Annotated in this window: 15 protein-coding genes; 10 read left to right on the top strand and 5 right to left on the bottom strand. The window is 70.0% G+C overall.

The genetic code is table 11. From position 1 onward, the window contains the following. Positions 1-60: 60 nt before the first annotated feature. The gene (locus tag ACT3SQ_RS10955) at positions 61-1,080 is read left to right on the top strand and encodes a LacI family DNA-binding transcriptional regulator (RefSeq protein WP_441444349.1); all 1,020 of its coding nucleotides are present in this window, start codon (positions 61-63) and stop codon (positions 1,078-1,080) included. Then, positions 1,077-2,153 (top strand): tryptophan--tRNA ligase, encoded by a 1,077-nt coding sequence (gene trpS / locus ACT3SQ_RS10950; protein ID WP_441444350.1) that lies wholly within the window; start codon positions 1,077-1,079, stop codon positions 2,151-2,153. Before ACT3SQ_RS10955 ends, trpS begins: the two co-directional genes overlap by 4 nt. 59 nt (positions 2,154-2,212) lie before the next feature. Here trpS and ACT3SQ_RS10945 read toward each other — a convergent pair whose 3' ends face one another. Both ACT3SQ_RS10945 and ACT3SQ_RS10940 read right to left on the bottom strand, forming a co-directional pair. After that, positions 2,213-3,790: a DUF5129 domain-containing protein gene (locus ACT3SQ_RS10945; RefSeq protein ID WP_441444351.1), complete on the bottom strand. Its 1,578-nt coding sequence runs from the start codon at positions 3,788-3,790 to the stop codon at positions 2,213-2,215. A 123-nt stretch (positions 3,791-3,913) separates the two neighbouring features. Continuing rightward, positions 3,914-5,551 (bottom strand): DUF5129 domain-containing protein, encoded by a 1,638-nt coding sequence (locus tag ACT3SQ_RS10940; RefSeq protein WP_345078071.1) that lies wholly within the window; start codon positions 5,549-5,551, stop codon positions 3,914-3,916. Between the two features lie 216 nt (positions 5,552-5,767). Between ACT3SQ_RS10940 and cysK the strand changes: the two genes are divergently transcribed. Both cysK and epsC read left to right on the top strand, forming a co-directional pair. After that, positions 5,768-6,697 carry a cysteine synthase A gene (gene cysK, locus ACT3SQ_RS10935; protein WP_441444352.1) on the top strand — a complete coding sequence of 310 codons (930 nt, stop codon included), beginning with the start codon at positions 5,768-5,770 and terminating at the stop codon, positions 6,695-6,697. 14 nt (positions 6,698-6,711) lie between these two features. Then, on the top strand, positions 6,712-7,299 hold the full coding sequence (epsC, locus tag ACT3SQ_RS10930) for a serine O-acetyltransferase EpsC (protein WP_441444353.1): 588 nt from the start codon (positions 6,712-6,714) through the stop codon (positions 7,297-7,299). Positions 7,300-7,402: 103 nt separating this feature from the next. Here epsC and ACT3SQ_RS10925 read toward each other — a convergent pair whose 3' ends face one another. Together ACT3SQ_RS10925 and ACT3SQ_RS10920 are read right to left on the bottom strand one after the other, a co-directional pair. Further along, a complete protein-coding gene (locus tag ACT3SQ_RS10925) occupies positions 7,403-8,182 on the bottom strand; it encodes an SIR2 family NAD-dependent protein deacylase (protein WP_441444354.1) in 780 nt (259 codons plus the stop codon). Then, positions 8,179-9,024: an aldo/keto reductase gene (locus tag ACT3SQ_RS10920; RefSeq protein ID WP_441444355.1), complete on the bottom strand. Its 846-nt coding sequence runs from the start codon at positions 9,022-9,024 to the stop codon at positions 8,179-8,181. Before ACT3SQ_RS10920 ends, ACT3SQ_RS10925 begins: the two co-directional genes overlap by 4 nt. Before the next feature lie 204 nt (positions 9,025-9,228). Here ACT3SQ_RS10920 and ACT3SQ_RS10915 point away from each other — a divergent pair, with 204 nt between their 5' ends. Then, positions 9,229-10,461 carry an arginine deiminase gene (locus ACT3SQ_RS10915; RefSeq protein WP_444601132.1) on the top strand — a complete coding sequence of 411 codons (1,233 nt, stop codon included), beginning with the start codon at positions 9,229-9,231 and terminating at the stop codon, positions 10,459-10,461. Positions 10,462-10,565: 104 nt separating this feature from the next. Here ACT3SQ_RS10915 and ACT3SQ_RS10910 read toward each other — a convergent pair whose 3' ends face one another. Then, positions 10,566-11,138 (bottom strand): GNAT family N-acetyltransferase, encoded by a 573-nt coding sequence (locus ACT3SQ_RS10910; RefSeq protein WP_441444357.1) that lies wholly within the window; start codon positions 11,136-11,138, stop codon positions 10,566-10,568. A gap of 377 nt (positions 11,139-11,515) precedes the next feature. Here ACT3SQ_RS10910 and gcvT point away from each other — a divergent pair, with 377 nt between their 5' ends. The 5 genes from gcvT to ACT3SQ_RS10885 all read left to right on the top strand — a co-directional run bounded on the left by gcvT (position 11,516) and on the right by ACT3SQ_RS10885 (position 18,984). Further along, positions 11,516-12,649, top strand: coding sequence for a glycine cleavage system aminomethyltransferase GcvT (gene gcvT, locus ACT3SQ_RS10905; RefSeq protein ID WP_441444358.1), 1,134 nt, complete (start codon positions 11,516-11,518; stop codon positions 12,647-12,649). 144 nt (positions 12,650-12,793) lie between these two features. Then, complete coding sequence (gene gcvH, locus ACT3SQ_RS10900) at positions 12,794-13,165, top strand: glycine cleavage system protein GcvH (RefSeq protein ID WP_441444359.1); 372 nt, start codon at positions 12,794-12,796, stop codon at positions 13,163-13,165. A gap of 112 nt (positions 13,166-13,277) precedes the next feature. Then, on the top strand, positions 13,278-16,220 hold the full coding sequence (gene gcvP, locus ACT3SQ_RS10895; RefSeq protein ID WP_441444360.1) for an aminomethyl-transferring glycine dehydrogenase: 2,943 nt from the start codon (positions 13,278-13,280) through the stop codon (positions 16,218-16,220). A 149-nt stretch (positions 16,221-16,369) separates the two neighbouring features. Continuing rightward, positions 16,370-17,581: a cobalamin-independent methionine synthase II family protein gene (locus ACT3SQ_RS10890; RefSeq protein ID WP_441444361.1), complete on the top strand. Its 1,212-nt coding sequence runs from the start codon at positions 16,370-16,372 to the stop codon at positions 17,579-17,581. Positions 17,582-17,838: 257 nt separating this feature from the next. Next, positions 17,839-18,984, top strand: a complete 1,146-nt coding sequence (locus ACT3SQ_RS10885; protein WP_441444362.1) for a glycosyltransferase family 4 protein — start codon at positions 17,839-17,841, stop codon at positions 18,982-18,984. Positions 18,985-19,054 lie beyond the last annotated feature (70 nt).

Genomic DNA, 19,054 nt, shown 5'->3' with positions numbered 1-19,054 from the left:
GATCTTGCAGATTACGATTGGGCCACGGTGAGGATGCCGGGGGTCCGGAGGGAGAGCGTGATGGCGCGGCTCATCGATATCGCGAAGGCTGCCGGCGTGAGCGAGGCGACCGTCTCCCGCGTGCTCAACGGGCGCTCCGGCGTGAACGAGGCGACCCGCAGGTCAGTGACGGAAGTGGCGCGCCGGATGGGGCGCGTTGTCGACGCTGGCCAGGTGGAGGACGGGCCGCTGGTCGGCGTGCTCGTCCCCGACCTCGACAACCAGGTCTTCACCTCCTGGGCCGAGCGGATCGAGGCGGAGCTGTTCGAGCGTGGCGCCTCCACACTGGTGGCGATGCGGGCGCGGACCGCCGAGCGTGAGCGAGAGATCTTGCAACGCTTTCTGCGCTGCGGCGTGGTCGGCATCATCGTGGTCTCCGGGCACCACGCCCAGGAGAGCGGCCCCCTGGACCACTACCGCGAGGTGACCGCCGCCGGGATCCCGCTGGTGCTCGTCAACGGCGTGCAGGAGGAGCTCGACGCGGCCTTCCTCTCGACGGACGACGGCCACGCGGTGCGCGCGGTGCTGAGCCACCTCCAGGAGCTCGGCCACGAGCGCGTGGGTCTGGCCGTGGGCGATGAGCACACCTGGCCGGTGCGCGAGAAGCTCCGCGCCTTCGAGGCGGTCACCGCTGACTGGGCGGAGCACCCCCAGCCGGTCTCCTTCACCGACTTCTCCTACGCGGGCGGCTATGAGGCGGCCCGAGATCTGGTCGAGCGTGGGGTCACGGCGATCGTCTGCGGCTCCGACGTGATGGCCGCCGGTGCCCTCGAAGGGGTGCGCTCCCAGGGCCTGAGCGTGCCCCGCGACGTCTCTGTGGTCGGCTACGACGACGTCTTTTGGGCCTCGCTGACCAACCCCCCGCTGACCACTGTGCGCCAGGCCGTCGGATCGCTCGCCCGGGCCGCCGTGCGCACCGCCCTCAGCGGCGGCGAGGACTCACGCCGCCCCACGCGCACCGAGGTGGTGGTGCGCCCGCAGCTGATCGTGCGCGGCTCCACGGCGGCCGCACCCGGCGGGGCCGCTAGAATGGAGCGGTGACCGCACCGAACACCACCCGCACCAGCTACGACACCGCCCAGAAGCGCAGCGACGAGATCTGGTCCACGATCGTCTCGGACCCCTCCGGCCTGCGCATGCTCACCGGCGACCGCCCCACAGGCGCGCTGCACATCGGCCATTACTTCGGCTCGCTGCGCAACCGCGTGCGACTGCAGGACGCAGGGGTGGAGACGTGGCTGATCGTCGCGGACTACCAGGTGATCACCGACCGTGAGGTCATCGGGGACATCAAGGGATCGGTCCGCGAGCTGCTGACCGACTACCTCGCGGCGGGCATCGACCCGGAGCGCTCCACGATCTTCACCCACTCCGCGGTGCCCGCGCTGAACCAGCTGATGCTGCCGTTCCTGTCGCTGGTGACCCAGCCCGAGCTCGAGCGGAACCCCACCGTCAAGACCGAGCTCGGCGCCGCCGGGAAGTCCGCCATGGGCGGGCTGCTGCTGACCTACCCGGTCCACCAGGCCGCCGACATCCTGTTCTGCCACGGCAACCTGGTCCCCGTGGGCCGGGACCAGCTGCCCCACATCGAGCAGACCAGGGTGATCGCCCGCCGCTTCAACGAGCGCTACGCCGGGGGCGAGGAGTTCTTCCCCGAGCCCGATGCGCTGCTCTCCGAGGCCCCGACCATTCTGGGCCTGGACGGCGAGCACAAGATGAGCAAGTCCCGCGGCAACACCGTGATGCTGCGCATGAGCGCCGACGAGACCCTCAAGAAGATCAAGAAGGCCAAGACCGACTCCGACCGGCAGATCACCTTCGACCCCGAGGGCCGCCCGGAGGTCGCGAACCTGCTGACCATCGCCGCGCAGTCCACCGGCCGCACCCCAGAGGACATCGCCGCGGAGATCGGTGACGCAGGCTCCGGCACCTTGAAGATCTTCACCGCAGAGGCGCTCAACGAACACCTCGCCCCGCTGCGCGCCCGCCGCGCCGAGCTCGAGCAGGATCCGGGCTACCTCTTCCAGGTGCTCCGCGCAGGCAACGAGAAGGCGAACGCCGCAGCGGAGGACACTTTGGCGAAGGTGCGGGAGTACATGGGGATGGTCTACTGAGCTGCATCTGAGCAACGCAGCGGGCGGGGCTCACCGCCCCGGCCGCTGCGGTCTCCTGGTCAGAAGCGGCTCGAGCTGCCTGCGCCGGAGAAGCCTCCCGAGGAGTAGCCCGAGGTGCTGCCTCCGCTCGAGGACGGCGGATTGCGGTGCGTCTCCAGAGCCGAGGTCGACTCGTGGTGCCAGCTTGAGTACCACAGCACGGGGCTGAGGCTCCAGAACTGATCACTTGCGGATCCGCCTGCGCTCCCGTGTTCTCGTCGATGGCGCCGCGCCCGCAGTGACGAGTACTCGTCATCTTCGGAGAAGTCGACGTCGTCGGCGGCCTCCCGCAGCACCTCGGCCTCCCCGTCGTCCTCGGCGATCTCGGCGATGTGCACGGTCTGGAGCCGCATCACCGCCGCCGAGAGCTCCCGGGTCAGGGTGTCCAGGCGCTCGAGCGCAGAGTCGGGATCGATCTGATCGGCCTCGAGCTGGGCGGTGAGGGTGTCGATCTCGCGGGCGACGTCCCCGCCGAGCTCCGTCAGCTCCGCGGCAGCCTGCCACTCCGCCTCCGACATCTCCTCCCGCTTCGCGAGAACCTCCTCGAGCCCTGAGAGGGAATCCTGCAGAGGGTCCAGCTCGCGCTGCCAGGCCGTACGCCAGTCACCTATCCGATGCAGCAGATCGGCTGCGGAGACGATGGCGTCATCGGTGTCATCCAGCCGGCTGACGGTGTTCTTGAAGTCCTTCGCGAGTCTGCGATGAGCCGAGGTGAATCCCCAGCTCCAACGGCGATGCTCCGGTGCGGGCAGCTCGGCGTGGAGCCTCCCCGCCTCCGTGAGCCCCCGCCCGTACTCCTCATGCTCCTCCAGCATGGCCTGTGCGTAGGGAGAGGCGGTGGGCATGGTGCGCGCCGCGGCATCGGTGAGCGCGCGCTTGGCCAGCACGCCCTGGTAGCGGGGGAGGGACTGATCGACGCGACGACGGGCCGCACGCCGCAGACCGACAAGGCTCACGACGGTCAGGACCGCGACGCCCAGCGCGATCGCGCCAGCGATGAGGGCGCCGGGCTTCTGCCACCAGGGCCGCTGCAGCAGGTCCGCGTACTCCTCGGCCCCGGCGAGCAGTGCTGCATTCCACTGGCCGTCCCGGGCATCCTCGGTCATCGACTCCTGCACCGCGTTGAACTCGTCCTCGCTGAGCTTCACGTCCTCACCGGCGTAGGTGCCCAGGAAGCGGCCCACCGGATCCACGGCGAGGATCACGGTCCCGTCGGCGAAGTGCTGACCGTCCGGGGAGAGCAGCTCCGGGGCCGAGGTCTGGGCATGGTCGCGCACGGTGTCGTTCAGCGCGGTGTCCTCGGAGGCGCTGTAGCCGTGCTCCGTGACGTCCAGGACCAGCACCACCAGGTCCACCTCGGTGCGGAAGTCGACCTCCGCCAGTTCGTCTTCGAGCGCAGCCTTCTGGACGGAGCCGGTGGTGTCCAGCACGGACACCGTGCTCGGTGGTACAGCGTGGGCCGGTGCCGGGACCAGGACGGAGAGCGCGAGCAGGAGCAGCGCGCACAGGGCGAGCACTCGTGGAATCGAGCGGACCCCAGCGGCCCCGGCGGCCGGGGTGCTCGCGTGCGGGACGGCGGGTACGGGCAAGAAGTCCATGGGGGCGAGCGTACGGAACGTAGGTGCTCGACCTCGTCCGACGTTGGTCGGCAGAAGCGGGGGACCTCGGTCCAGAACCTGAATGTGATCCGTGGATCTGATCCGGCGCCCGCCCGGCCACGGTCAGAACCTGCTCGAGCTCCCTGAACGGGACCGCCCGCCTGAGGACCGGCCCGCTCTGCGACCGGGGCGGGAGAATCCGGTGCGCACGCCCCTGCCGCGACCCGAGCGGAGCGAACCGGACCCTCCACGGTCCGCCTCCCGGGCACGCTGATCCGCAAGCGCGGCGTAGGACCCGCCATGCCAGAGCACGTACCACCGAACGGGGCTGATGCTCCAGAAGGTGTCCTGCTCGCCGCGGCCCGCAGCCTCTCGGGTATGGCGTCGCTCGCGCACTGAACGGTAGGGCACTGCCCCCAGCGCATCGGCACTGTCCCACAGCACGCCCTCCTCGTCGTGGTCATCGGCCAGACGGCTGATGCGCCTTGATCGGAGTTCGGCCACCTCGGCGCTCAGCTGCCGCGTGATCTCGTCGAGGCGATGCAGAGCGGCATCTGCCGTGATCTCCTCGGCGTCGAGGCGGGCGGTGAGATCGTCGAGCTCCTGCGCGATTCGCGGTCCGCGGTCCACCAGCGCCGCAGCTGCCTCGGCCTCAGCCCGCGGCATGCTCCGGGAGTGGAAGCAGTTGTCCTGCAGGGCCGCGAGCGAATCGTGCAGCGGCTCGAGCTCGTTCTCCCACTGCTCGCGCCATCCGCCTCGCAGGGTCAGCAGATCACTGGAGATCCTGACCTCGTCACCGAGTGCGTCGACCTGGGTGAGGGTCTGTGCATACTCCCTGCCGAGCTTCTGCTGCGCAGGCACCAGCCCCCAGAGCGCGCCTCGCTGCCCCGTGTCCGGGAGCTGATCGCGCAGCTGCTGGAGAGTCGTGATCCCGGCGGTGTACTCCTGATGCGCCCGGTGTGCGGAATACGCGTAGGCGGAGTCCTCGGGAAGCTCGCGTGCCGCACGGTCGGTGAGGGTGCGGGCGCTCAGCACCTGGGCATGGCGGTTATCGGCCTCATCCACGTCCTCCAGAATTCCGCGACGGAGGCGGAGCAGGTGCGTCAAGCCAGCGCCTCCGGCAAGGATCAGGACCGCGGCCAGGAGCATTCCGCCGGCCCCGCGCCACCAGGGGCGGCTCAGACGGTCGGCATAGGTCTCCGCTCCCGCGAGCAGCGCCTGCTCCCACTTCCCGGCTCGGGCGTCCTTGCGCATGGCCTGCTGCACGTCGGCAGGGCCTCCGCCGCGCAGTTCCACGTCCTGTCCGGCATAGACGCCGACAAAGCGATTCGTCGTGTCGAGGGCGAGGATCACGGTGCCCTCGGCATAGCCGACCCCATTGGAATGGAGCAGCTCCGGGGCCGTGTCCCCAGCGTAGGCCCGTACCGCGCTGTCAAGTGACCCGTCAGAGGACGGCGAGAAGCCGAGCTCCGCAACGTCCAGCACCAGCACCACCAGATGCACTTCGGTGCGGAAGTCCACCGTTGCGAGCTCAGCCTCGAGCGCGTCGGGATCCACCTCTCCGCTGAGATCTGTGACCGTCACGGTGCGGGGAGGCGCGGCCTGCGCGATGGCGGCGCCCCCGGTCATGAGGAGCGCCAGTGACAGCACGAGGGCGATGGAGAACGCCATGAGGACAGTTCGCCACTGCGCGATCCAGTGACCGGCAGCAGGCGCAAGAACAGCGACAGCGGTGGGCTGTAAGGGAGGCGCGGAAGGCATGGCCCGAGCGTAGATGACGGTCGCTCTACCCGCTCTACCCGCTCTACCCGCTCTACCCGCTCTACTTGCTCCACCTGGCCGCTCCGCCTGCTCGTTCCGCACGGCGTCGGGCACCAGAACCCCGATGTCGTGCACCAGAACCGCCTACACCGTTATGATCGGGGCAAGATCACCTTAGGGCTCGCCCGTGCGGGCCACGCAACGTCAAGGAGCAGCATGCCCATCTATGAGAACGTCTCCGAACTCGTCGGCCGCACTCCGCTGGTGAAGCTGAACCGTCTGGGAGACGAGGTCAAAGCAGTCATTGTCGCCAAGCTCGAGTTCTACAACCCCGCCAGCTCGGTCAAGGACCGCATCGGTGTCGCCATGATCGACGCCGCGGAGAAGTCTGGCCAGCTGCAGCCCGGCGGCACCATCGTCGAGGCCACCAGCGGCAACACCGGCATCGCCCTGGCCATGATCGGCAGCTCGCGCGGCTACAAGGTCATCCTCACGATGCCCGAGTCGATGTCCAAGGAGCGGCGCATGCTGCTGCGCGCCTACGGAGCCGAGCTGATCCTCACCGAGGCGCCCAAGGGCATGAAGGGCGCGGTCGAGAAGGCCGAGGAGATCGCTGCCGAGACCGGCGCGGTCCAGGTCCGCCAGTTCGACAACCCCGCCAACGTCGAGGTCCACCGCCGCACCACCGCGGAGGAGATCTGGAACGACACCGACGGCACCGTCGACGCCGTGGTCGCCGGCATCGGCACCGGCGGCACCATCAGCGGCGTCGGCCAGGTGCTCAAGGAGCGCAAGCCCGAGGTGAAGATCTTCGCCGTCGAGCCCGAGGAGTCCGCTATCCTCAACGGCGGCCAGCCCGGCCCCCACAAGATCCAGGGCCTCGGCGCGAACTTCGTGCCCAGCATCCTGGACCGTGAGATCTACGACGAGGTTATCGACATCGACGCGGAGACCTCCATGGCCCGCGCCCGCTCCGTGGCCCGCACCGAGGGCCTGCTGGTGGGTATCTCCTCCGGTGCCGCCATCGAAGCGGCCGTCCGCGTCGGCTCCCGCGAGGAGTTCGCCGGGAAGACCATCGTCGTGGTGGTGCCCTCCTTCGGCGAGCGCTACCTCTCCACTCCGCTGTACGCCGAGCTCGCGGACTGAACGCGGACACGATCATGGCGAAGAGCCCGCTGGATCGGGTGATGAACGTCGTCGCGAGCGTCCGAGAGGACCTCGCGGCGGCGCATCGCCGTGACCCCGCCGCGACCGATGACCTGTCGATCATGCTGACCTCACCGGGGCTGCACGCGATCTGGACCCATCGGCTCGCGCATCGCCTCTGGGCCCGTGGTGCGAAACTGCCCGCGCTGGTCCTCTCCCAGGGGGCTCGCTCGCTGACCGGGGTGGAGATCCATCCCGGCGCGACGATCGGGCGCCGTTTCTTCATCGACCACGGGATGGGCGTGGTGGTGGGGGAGACCGCCGAAGTGGGTGACGACGTCATGCTCTACCACGGGGTCACCCTCGGAGGCCGGTCGATGGAGCGCGTCAAGCGCCACCCCACGGTCGGCAACGGTGTGACCATCGGTGCCGGCGCCCGGGTGCTCGGTCCGGTGGTCATCGGCGAGGCCGCCCAGATCGGGGCCAACGCGGTGGTCGTCAAGGACGTCCCCGCCCAGGCCACCGCCATCGGCATCCCGGCGACAGTACGCACCGGGGCCGCCCACCCCGAGGAGCAGATGGACCCCGCGATCTGGATCTGAGGCCCGATCTGCTCGGGCTCGGAACCTGTCAGCTCAGGTGCCTCGGATCAGATCCGGGTGCCTCAGATCAGATGCGGCGCGCCTCAGATCGGACCCGAGTTCCTCAGACGGAGAACGGGTCCAGGAAGGACGTCCCGCCCACCTGATGCCGGCGACGCTCCCAGTCCGGCAGCACCTCATGGGCGTCCTCGGCGAGGACATGGTCGAAGAGCGTGCTGGAGCCGACCGGCGGGTCGATGTCGATCAGCACCGTCGTCGCGCCGTGCGCCGCTGCCAGCGGTGCCAGCTGCGCGGAGGGGAACACGACCCCGCTGGTCCCGACGACGACGAACAGATCGGCGCGCTTCGCCAGCCGCATCGCGAGCTCGAGAGCGCCCTGCGGGAGCTGCTCGTCGAAGAGCACGACATCGGGCCGCGGCGGAGCCCCGCACTGAGGGCAGGTCGCGGGCACGCCGTGGTCCGTGGGTCGGGAGCCGTCCCCGGGCTTCAGCAGCGTCCTCCAGGTGCAGTGCTCGTTCAGGCACACTGCGCGCAGGGCGCTGCCGTGCAGCTCGGCGACCACCTCGCTGCCCGCAGCTTGATGCAGGCCGTCGATGTTCTGTGTGATCACCGGGGCACCCAGGCGGGCGATCGCTCGATGCCCGGGCGTGGGGCCGTGCTCGAGCGCGATCCGCGCCATCCGCCCCCACACCCGCCACAGCTGGGGCAGCGAGCCCGGGAGCAGCTCGGCGTGCATCGCCTGCTCAGTCTCGGGTTCGAGCGCCCAGAGGCCGTTCGGCCCCCGGAACGTGCCGAGCCCCGTGCGGGCGCTGATCCCGGAGCCGGTGAGGAAGACGATCTCCTGATGCTCAGGCCCGGGCGCGAAGCGGCCGGCTGCGCTCACCACTCCTCGTGCTCGCGGGAGTCCCAGGCGGCGTCCTCTCCCAGATCGAGGGTGGCCAGCAGGGTGCGGTCCTCGTCATCGAGCCGGATCGCGTCGAGGGTCGCGTTGGCCTGCTGACGCTCGGGATTCTGCGACTTGGGGATCACCACGATGTCCTGATCGATCGCCCAGCGCAGCGAGACCTGTGAGGGCTCGACACCATGCTTGGTCGCGACCTTCTGCAGCGCGAACTGCGCGGAGAGCCCGTCGCGGCCGCCCAGCGGCCCCCAGGCCTGTGTGACGATGCCGTGCTCGCGGTGGAAGGCGACCGCTTCCGTGCGGGCCAGGGCGGGGGAGAGCTGGATCTGATTCACCTCGGGAGTCACCCCGGTGGCGTCGATCAGCTCCTGCAGCTGCTCCGGGCGGAAGTTCGAGACCCCGATGTGCAGGGCCTTCCCCTCCTCCTTCAGGTCGATCAGGGTGCGCCAGGTGTCCAGGGCCAGCCCGCGGGAGGGGTTCGGCCAATGGATGAGCACCAGCGCGGCACGCTCGAGACCCAGTCGGCGCAGCGAGCCGAGGTATCCCTCGCGGGCTGCCTCGCGGCCCTGGTCCCCGCCGGCGATCTTGGTGGTCACCAGCGCTTCGTCGGGGTCGACGCCGCTGTCCCGCAGCCCCTGCCCGACGGCGGCCTCGTTGCCGTACTGGGCCGCCGAATCGATGAGGCGGTATCCCGAGCGCAGCGCCGAGCCGATCGCGCGGGCACCCTCGACACCCTTCATGCTGGAGGTGCCGAACCCGATCAGCGGGAACGCGGTGCCGTCGGCGAGAGTCGTGGTGGGGATGGACAGCGCGGAAGCGGTCACAGGTTCCTCCTGAGGCAAGAGCAGATGCGGACCCCGCCAGCGTAGCCATCGCCAGGCGGGATGTGCACACCGGGTCGCCGGGAGAGGGTGGTGCGCACACCGCGGCAACCGGCCGGTGTGCCGTGCTCTGCTAACGTGCTCGCACCGCCGACAGGACGTGCGCTCACTGCAGAGGGCACTCAGGTGACGAACCGAGGAGTTCATATGGCAGTGTCAGCAGAGCTCCCGATCGGGGTGCACGACGAGATCTCGCCGCTGCGCCGCGTGATCGTGCACGAGCCGGGCGCCGAGCTCGAACGACTGACCCCCGACTCCCGCGAAGGGCTGCTGTTCGACGAGGTGCTCTGGCTCGACCGGGCCCGGGCCCAGCATCGGCAGTTCAGTGACCTGCTGCGCGGGGAGGGCGTCGAGGTGCTCGAGCTGACCCGACTGCTCACCGACCTGCTGGACGATCCCGCCCTGCGCCGGGAGCTGCTGCATCGCGCCCTGGACCCGGCGGTGCTCGGGGACATCGCCGTGCAGGACCTCCACGAAGCCCTCGCCGACCTCGCGCCCGGGCCGCTGATCGAGGTGCTCATCGGGGGCATCACCGTCGGCGAGCTCGACGCCCTCGGGGTGAGCCCCCGTTCGATCGCCCTGCACCGAGCGGGGAAGGAGCACCTGGTCCTGGACCCGCTGCCCAACCACATGTTCACCCGAGATTCCTCTGCCTGGATCGGGGACGTCGTCTCCGTCAGCCCGATGCGCCATCCCGCCAGGCGCCGCGAGAGCCTGCACCTGGAGCTGATCTACCGCCATCATCCGCAGTTCGCAGGCGCCGCCGCACCCCGGCGCATCGTCGGCCGGGACGGCGCCGGCGCAGCGACGGCCGAGGGAGGCGACGTGATGATGCTGTCGCCGCAGGTAGTCGCCGTCGGCATGTCCGAGCGCACCAGCGCGGTCGGCGTTGAACGGCTCGCGGCGGATCTGCTGGCCGACGGGTCGGTGGAACGGGTGGTCGCGGTCGCCCTGCCGCACCGCCGTTCGATGATGCATCTGGACACCGTCACGACCGTCGTGGACGAGGAGTCAATGCTGCGCTTCGGTTCGCTCGAGCCGCTGGAGACCTTCGAGATCGAGCGCCCGGGGGAGCGGCTGGTCTCGAGGGCCAGGCCGGCCGACGAGATGGACCAGGTGCTCGCGCGCGGACTCGGCGTCCCCTCGCTGCGGGTGCTCACCCCGCCGCTGGACGCCTACGCCGCCGCGCGTGAGCAATGGGACGACGGCTGCAACGTGCTTGCCCTCGCTCCGGGAAAGGTGGTCGCCTACGAGCGTGCCGCGGCCACCAACGAGTACCTTCGCGGCCAGGGGGTCGAGGTGCTCGAGTTCGCCGGGGACGAGCTGGGACGCGGGCGTGGCGGTCCGCGCTGCATGAGCTGCCCGGTCGCCCGCGACTGAGCCCGCAGCGCCGAGCCGGGAACCTCAGCGCCGAGCCGGGAACCGCAGCGCCGAGCCGGGAACCTCAGCGCCGAGCCGGGAACCTCAGCAGCGAGCCGGGAAGCTCAGCGGCGCGTTGGGGGCGGCGGGTCGGCCGCGGTCTGCAAGGGCTGGGCGTACTCCGGCAGCGGCACGCTCAGCGCACGCTCGAGAAGCAGCTGCTGGGCACCGAACTCCTCGAGCCCCTTGCGCACGGTGAAGCCGAGCTTGCGCAGCAGCTCCACGCTGCGCTTGTTGCGGGTCTGGCTGATGGCGATGACGTGTTCGTCCTCGAGCTCCTGGCGGGCCCAGTCCAGCAGGGCGATGCAGGACTCCGCCGCGAAGCCCTGACCCGTCCACTCCGGCAGCAGCGCATAGGAGATCTCGAGCTCGCCGCGGTCGTAACCGAGCGAGATCGATCCGATCATGGTGTCGTCCTCGGCGAGCGCGAGCGCCCAGCGTCCCCAGGTCAGCCCCAGTGGTGACAGCTCCAATGCCTGTCGCGAGGCGTAGTCGACCGCTCCGCCGAGGTACTCCCGGGTGACGGGATCGGTCATCAGGCGGATCAGCGCTGCGCGATCAGCGTCGCCTGGTGGCCGGATCACCAGCCGTGGGCTGTGGATCCGTACCGGCCACTCTGTCGTGCCTTCCGTTGTCACGCACCCCACGGTACTAGGTACTCGGGACAGGTCGAGGGTCGTTGGGCCCCTGGCCCGAACTCGTGCCGGACCCATGGACCGATCCACGAACCGATCCACGAATCGATCTACGGACCGATCCACGGCCCGCTCTCAGGCTGAATCTCGCGCCGGATCCGCGGCCCGATGCCCGGCGACCGAAGTGCCTGCACCTGCGTCGCGGTGGCCGCGCGGGCGGTATGGTGAGCCTGCGACACAGCGACGTGGCGCACTGGTCGGTGCGGCATGTGCTGTGCCCGGCAGATTCGGTGCCGCCCGTGCCGCGAGAGTGCCGCGTGAGGCAGATCAGGACGCAGACGGTGGGAGCGCAAGCCTCCCCGGGACGAGTAAGGAGCACCATGGCTGAGCAGGACCTGCGCAGCACCGCCCTCGAGGCGGTCCACGAGTCGCTCGGTGCGACGTTCACGGATTTCGCGGGCTGGCGCATGCCGGTCCGGTACAACTCGGACCTTGCCGAGCACAAGGCCGTGCGGGAGAGCGCCGGTCTCTTCGACCTCAGCCATATGGGCGAGATCCATCTGCGCGGGCCCCAGGCCGCTGAGGCCCTGGACCATGCGCTCGCCGGGAAGATGTCGGCGATGTCGGTGGGGCGCGCGAAGTATTCGCTGCTGCTGACCGAAGACGGCGGTGTGATCGACGACGTCATCACCTACCGTTTCTCCGACGAGCACTTCCTGGTGGTCGCCAACGCCTCCAACGCCGAGGTCGACGCCGCCGAGCTGCTCGCCCGGGCGGAGGGCTTCGACGTCGAGGTCGACGACGACTCCTCCCGGACCTCGCTGATCGCCGTCCAGGGCCCCCAGAGCGAGCAGATCCTGCTGGATGCGCTGCTCGGCGCGGACAGCGGGGTTGAAGGACTCTCGGCCGAGGACCTCACCGAGATGAAGAACTATCGCTTCGCCGAAGCCACCTATCGCGGGGAGTCGATGCTGATCGCCCGCACCGGATACACCGGCGAGGACGGCTTCGAGCTCTACATCCCGAACGACCAGGCCGCGGAGCTGTGGAAGCTGCTCACCGCCGTCGGCGGGGACCGCCTCACCCCCTGTGGCCTCGCCTGCCGCGACACCCTGCGCCTCGAGGCCGGGATGCCGCTGTACGGCAACGAGCTCGGCCGGGACCTGTACCCCGCGCAGTCGGGCATGGCGCGCGTCGTCGCCCTGAAGTCGAAGGAGGACTTCGTCGGCCGCGCGGGGATCGAGGCGGCGGATCTGACCGACCGTCCGGTCCTGGTGGGCCTGGTCGCGGAGGGCCGCCGTGCCGCACGCGCCGGCGCGCAGGTGCGCGACGCGGAGGGACGAGACGTCGGGGCGATCACCTCCGGTGCGCTGTCCCCGACCCTCGGCCACCCCATCGCGATGGGCTTCGTGCGCACCAGCGTCGCCGAGGCTGGCACCGAGCTGATCGTCGATGTCCGCGGCAAGGACCTTCCGGTCCGTGTCGTCGAGATGCCCTTCTACCGTCGCGACTGAGCTGCGACTGAACAGCGACTGGTCTTCCGCCGGGACCGACCTTCCGCCGGGACCGATCTCATGCCGGGCCGACCTCCCGCCGGCCCTGCTGCTCTTGAACCCACCCGAGTTTCCCCCCAACCCCTCTCCGGAAGGACTGATCCCATGTCCGCAGAACTCCTCTACAGCAAGGACCACGAGTGGGTCCGCGTCGAGTCCGATGGCGTGGCCGTCATCGGCGTGACCGACTACGCCGCCGAGCAGCTCGGCGACGTGGTCTACGTCGACCTGCCCGAGGTGGACGGCGAGATCACCGCCGGCACCGAGATGGGCGAGATCGAATCGACCAAATCCGTCTCTGACCTGTTCTCCCCGATCAGCGGCACGGTCACCGAGATCAACGACGCCGTCGTGGACACGCCCGAGCTGGTCAACTCCTCGCCCTTCGACGAGGGCTGGCTGATCAAGGCCAGCTACGAGGCGCTGCCCGACGATCTGCTGAGCGCCGAGGACTACAAGGCATTCACCGAGGCCTGAGCGTCGCGGAGGCGGCGGCCGCTGGGCAGCCGCCTCCTGCCGGTGCCGCGCACCGCTGCGCGGACGGCTCCATCCATCCAGAACCGCACGCAACATCCAGGGGCACTCCTTCATGACCGCATCGCCTGCGCATGCTCACGACTCCTTCGTCCGCCGCCACGTCGGCACCGATCCCGACGCGCAGCGTCACATGCTCGAGGTCCTGGGCTATGAGTCCCTCGACGAGATGCTGACCGCTGCGGTGCCGAGCACGATCCTGCTGGACCAGTCCGAGGGCCCCCGGAGCGTCAGCTCCGTGGTCCCCGCCGGCGTCACCGAGCCCGCCGCACTGGTCGAGCTGCAGGCTCTCGCCGACCGCAACACGGTCCACCGCTCGCTGATCGGGCTGGGCTACTACGACACCCACACCCCCGCCGTGATCCAGCGCAACGTGCTGGAGAACCCTGCCTGGTACACCGCCTACACCCCGTACCAGCCCGAGATCTCACAGGGCCGCCTCGAGGCGCTGCTGACCTTCCAGACCATGATCTGCGATCTGACCGGGATGGACCTCTCCAACGCCTCCACCCTCGATGAGGCGACCTCCGCCGCCGAGGCGATGCTGCTCGCCCGCCGCCACGTCAAGCGCAACGGCAACGTCTTCCTGGTCGACGCCGACACCCTCCCCGCCACCAAGGCGGTGCTCCAGGGCCGTGCCGACGGGCTCGGCATCGAGCTGCGCGAGGTCGACTTCGCCCGCGAAGGAGCCCCCGAGGGCGAGTACTTCGGCGCCTTCCTCCAGTACCCGGGCGCCTCCGGCCGGGTATGGGACCCCCGCGACGTCATCGCCGAGGTGAAGTCCACCAAGGCGATCGCGATCGTCTCCGCCGATCTGCTGGCCCTGACCATGCTCGCCTCCCCGGGCTCGCTCGGGGCGGACGTCACCGTCGGCACCTCCCAGCGCTTCGGCATCCCGCTCGGCTTCGGCGGCCCGCACGCCGGTTTCGTCGCCGTGCGCAAGGGCCTCGAGCGCCAGCTGCCGGGACGCCTCGTGGGCGTCTCGAAGGACGCCGACGGCAACCCCGCCTACCGGCTCTCCCTGCAGACCCGCGAGCAGCACATCCGCCGCGAGAAGGCCACCAGCGCGATCACCACCGCGCAGGTGCTGCTGGCCGTGATGGCCGCAATGTATGCCGTCTATCACGGCCCCGAGGGACTGACCCGCATCGGCCGCACCGTCGCCGACCGCACCGCAGTCCTCGCGGACCTGCTGCGCCGCAGCGGCTTCGAGCTCGTCGGAGACAGCTTCTTCGACACCCTCGAGGTGCGGGCCACCGGTATCGCGGGCGCTGTGGCGGAGTCCCTGAAGGACGCCGGCTTCCTCGTGCACACCGTGGGCGATGACCTCGTGCACCTCTCGCTCGACGAGACCACCACCGTCGCGGACCTCGAGGCGATCGCCGCCGCCTTCGCCCCCCATGCGCCGACCCCCGGTCAGGAGCTCGCCGAGGTCGACTCCGGCAACGGCTGGGACGGCCTGGTGCGCGAGGACCCCTTCCTCCAGCACCCGGTGTTCTCCTCCTTCCGCTCCGAGACCGCGATGATGCGCTACCTGCGCCGCCTCGCGGACCGTGACTTCGCCCTGGACCGGGGGATGATTCCGCTGGGCTCGTGCACCATGAAGCTCAACGCCGCCACCGAGATGGCCGGCATCACCTGGGCGGGCTTCAACGCCCTGCACCCCTTCGCTCCCCGCGAGGACGTGACCGGCTACCTCGAGCTGATCACCCAGCTCGAGACCTGGCTCGCGGACCTCACCGGCTACGACACCGTCTCCCTGCAGCCCAACGCCGGCTCGCAGGGCGAGTTCGCGGGCCTGCTCGCGATCCGTGCCTACCACGCCTCGCGCGGCGAGAGCAGCCGTGAGGTGTGCCTGGTGCCGAGCTCCGCGCACGGCACCAACGCCGCCTCCGCCGTCATCGCCGGCCTGCGCGTGGTGGTCGTCGCCTCCGATGCCCGCGGCAACATCGATCTCGATGACCTCAAGCAGAAGATCAAGGATCACGGCGACGAGCTCGCCGCGATCATGATCACCTACCCCTCCACCCACGGTGTCTACGAGGAGGAGGTGCGCACCGTCTGCGAGCTGGTCCACGACGCCGGCGGTCAGGTCTACGTCGACGGCGCGAACCTCAACGCCCTGCTGCAGGTGGCGCGCCCCGGCGAGTTCGGCGGGGACGTCTCCCACCTGAACCTGCACAAGACCTTCTGCATCCCTCACGGCGGCGGCGGCCCCGGGGTCGGGCCGGTCGCGGCGAAGGCGCACCTGGCGCCCTTCCTGCCCGGCCATCCCGCCATGCAGCAGATCGAGCACCCGGTGGTCGGTCAGGGCGAGCAGCCCCATGGCGGTGCCCCGGTCTCCCAGGCGCCCTACGGGTCCCCCTCGATCCTGCCGATCACCTGGACCTATATCCGGCTGATGGGCCCGGACGGGCTGCGCCACGCGACGGCCTCGGCGGTGCTTGCGGCGAACTACATGGCGCGCCGCCTCTCCGAGTCCTACGAGATCCTCTACACCGGGGAGAACGGTCTGGTGGCCCACGAGTGCATCGTGGACCTGCGCCCGTTCACCGCTCGCACCGGGATCTCCGTGGACGACGTCGCCAAGCGGCTCATCGACTACGGCTTCCATGCTCCGACCATGTCCTTCCCCGTGGCGGGCACGCTGATGGTGGAGCCGACGGAGTCCGAGGACCTCGCCGAGATCGACCGCTTCGTCGACGCGATGCTGATGATCGCGAAGGAGGCCGAGGAGGTCCTGGCCGGTACCTGGCCCGCCGAGGACAACCCGTTGGTCAACGCCCCGCACACCGCGGCGTCGGTCGTCACGGGGGAGTGGACCCACCCGTACTCCCGCGAGGTCGCCGTCTACCCCGGCAGCTGGACCGCGCTCGAGGACGACTCCGTCCACGACAGCGCCCAGATGCGGATCCAGTCGAAGTACTGGCCGCCGGTGCGCCGCGTCGAGCAGGCCTACGGCGACCGCAACCTGGTCCCGACCTGGCCGCGTGACTGAGCCGGGCCCGACTTGGCCGCGTGACTGAGCCGGGCCTGGCCTGGCTGCGTGACTGAGCCCGGGCCGGACCGCCCGGTGGGCCCCGCCGATATGAACAGCTGTGACGCCCCGGTTTCCGACCGGGGCGTCATTGCTCCTAGGCTCTGTGCATGACCGAGATCCTCACCACCCATGCCGGCTCCCTCCCTCGCAGCCCCGAGCTGATCGCGGCCAATGCGCAACGCCCCGTCGGCGCCGACGGACTGACCCCCGAACCCACCGCCGAGTTCCGCGAGGTGCTGCGCCAGGCTGTGGTGGACGTGGTGGCGAAGCAGCGCGAGATCGGCATCGCGATCCCCAACGACGGCGAGTACGGGCACCTGATGGGCTCGGCCGTGAACTACGGCTCCTGGTGGTCGTACATCTTCGACCGCGTCAGCGGTCTGGAGCTGACCGGCAGCGACCACTTCTCCGCCGAACCGGTCCGCTCGAGCCCGGGCGACGTGCGCCTGACCACCTTCCCCGATCGTCGCGACTGGACCACCTTCGCCGAGGCATACCAGGATCCGAGCTCCGGCATCACCGTCGGCGCGCAGACCACGTTCCCCGCGGCCACCGGCCCGGTCTCGTTCTCCGACGTCGGCCGCGAGCTCGTCGACCAGGACGCCAGGAACATCCGGGCGGCGCTCAAGGCCGCTGGGTACGAGCACGGCTTCCTCAACTCCCTCTCGCCGGGCTCCGGCAGCCGCATCGTCGATGATCACTACGGCGACGAGGACGCCTTCCTCGACGCCTGGGTCGACGTGATGCGCCCCGAATACGAGGCGATCGCCGCCGCCGGACTCACCGTGCAGGTCGACGACCCGTCGATCGCCGAGAACTGGGACCAGATCAACCCCGAGCCGAGCGTCGAGGACTACCTCACCTTCACCCGCAAGCGAGTCGACGCGGTGAACCGCGCCCTGGTGAACGTGCCCACCGAGCAGACCCGTTTCCATCTCTGCTGGGGCTCCTGGCACGGCCCGCACACCACCGACATCGAGTTCCGCCACATCGCCCCGCTGCTGCTGGAGATCGACGCGAAGTACTACAGTTTCGAGGCGGCGAACGTGCGCCATGAGCACGAGTGGACCGTGTGGCAGGACCTCGAGCTGCCCGCCGACAAGGTGCTCGTGCCCGGCATCGTCTCGCACGCCACCAACGTGGTCGAGCACCCCGAACTGGTCGCGCAGCGTCTCGAGCGCTTCGCGAAGATCGTCGGCCCCGAGCGCGTGATCGGCTCGACCGACTGCGGTCTCGGCGGGCGCATCCATCCGCAGATCGCCTGGGCGAAGCTCGAGTCGCTGGTGGAGGGCGCGAAGCTCGCCTCGCAGCGTCTCTGACCCGGATCGCGCCAGCGGTCGCACCCGGCCCCATCTGGCGGCCGCCCCCTGCCCCCGTCGGGCGGCTGCCCTCTGCACGATCGGGCGGCGGCCGCCCGCATGATCAGGCCGCGGCCGCTGCTCCACCGGGCGGCGGCCACTGTTCCACCGGGCTTTCGGCCGCAGACGTGGACCAAGTGTTCATGCGGACCAAGTGTTCATCCAGATGTCACGCGTCCATCGCGCGGAGGACCAGCACCAGGAGCATCATCGATGGCGTGAGGATTCTCTTCGTCTCCGAATCATTCCTTCCGCACATGAACGGGGTCACGGGCTCCGTGCTCCGCGTCGTGGACCACTTCGCCGCCACGGGTGACGATCTCGGGATCATCGCCCCTCAGTGGCCGGGAGCGGACAAGCACCTGCGCACCGCCTGCGGTCGACGGGTGAGGGTGCGCCGCGTCGCCTCGGCCCCGATGCCCGGCTATTCGGAGGTGCGGATCGCCGCCACCAGTGCCGCTGCGCTGCGGCGGCGGATCGACGAGTTCCAGCCCGATGTCATCCACCTCGCTTCACCGATGATCCTCGGCGGCCGGGCCGTGGTCGCCGCCCAGAAGGCAGGCGTGCCCACCGTCGCCGTCTATCAGACCGACATCCCCGGATACACCGCCCGGTACGGGATGCCGTTCCTGGAGAACGCCACCTGGCAGCTGCTGCGCGACGTCCACAACCGCGCGACCGTGAACCTCGCCCCCTCGACCGCGACCCGGGACCAGCTCCTCCAGCACGGCATCGAACGGGTGGACCTCTGGCGGCGCGGCGTGGACACCACCCTGTTCTCGCCGGAGCTGAGCAGCCCGTCGCTGCGGGCGAGATATGCACGGCCGGACGAGAAGCTCGTGATCTACGTGGGCCGGCTCGCGGCCGAGAAGCAGGTCCAGGATCTCAAGGTCATCCATGACATGCCCGGCGTGCGACTGCTGATCGTGGGGGAGGGGCCCGAGGGGGAGTCGCTGCGCCGGCTCATGCCCCGGGCGCGCTTCGCCGGATTCCGCACCGGCACCGACCTCGCCGCCCACCTCGCCAGCGCCGACCTGTTCATCCACCCCGGTGAGCTCGAGACCTTCGGCCAGACCCTCCAGGAGGCCATGGCCTCCGGCCTGCCGGTGATCGCCCCGCGGCGCGGAGGGCCGGTGGACCTCGTCGCCCCCAGCCGCACCGGCTGGCTCTATTCCCCGGGCATGCTCGACGAGCTGAGAGAGCACGCGAGCGATCTGCTCTTCGACGATGCGAAACGCCAGGCCTTCGGCCGAGCGGCCGAGGAGTCCGTGCGCAAGCGGACCTGGCCGGTGCTCGCCGAGCAGCTGCGCGGCTACTACCTGCAGGCGATCGAGCAGCACCGACAGGTCGACGCCCTGCTCTGATCCCGGCTTCCCTCGGCTCCGTCCCGTCCCCCGTCACAAACCTGCTGTCACATTCCGCCACATAGTTCGC

Source organism: Brachybacterium sp. AOP42-C2-15, assembly GCF_052377065.1.
Lineage (GTDB): Bacteria > Actinomycetota > Actinomycetes > Actinomycetales > Dermabacteraceae > Brachybacterium.
Note: the sequence above shows the minus strand (reverse complement) of the source record. Positions and strands in the feature narration are given on the sequence as shown.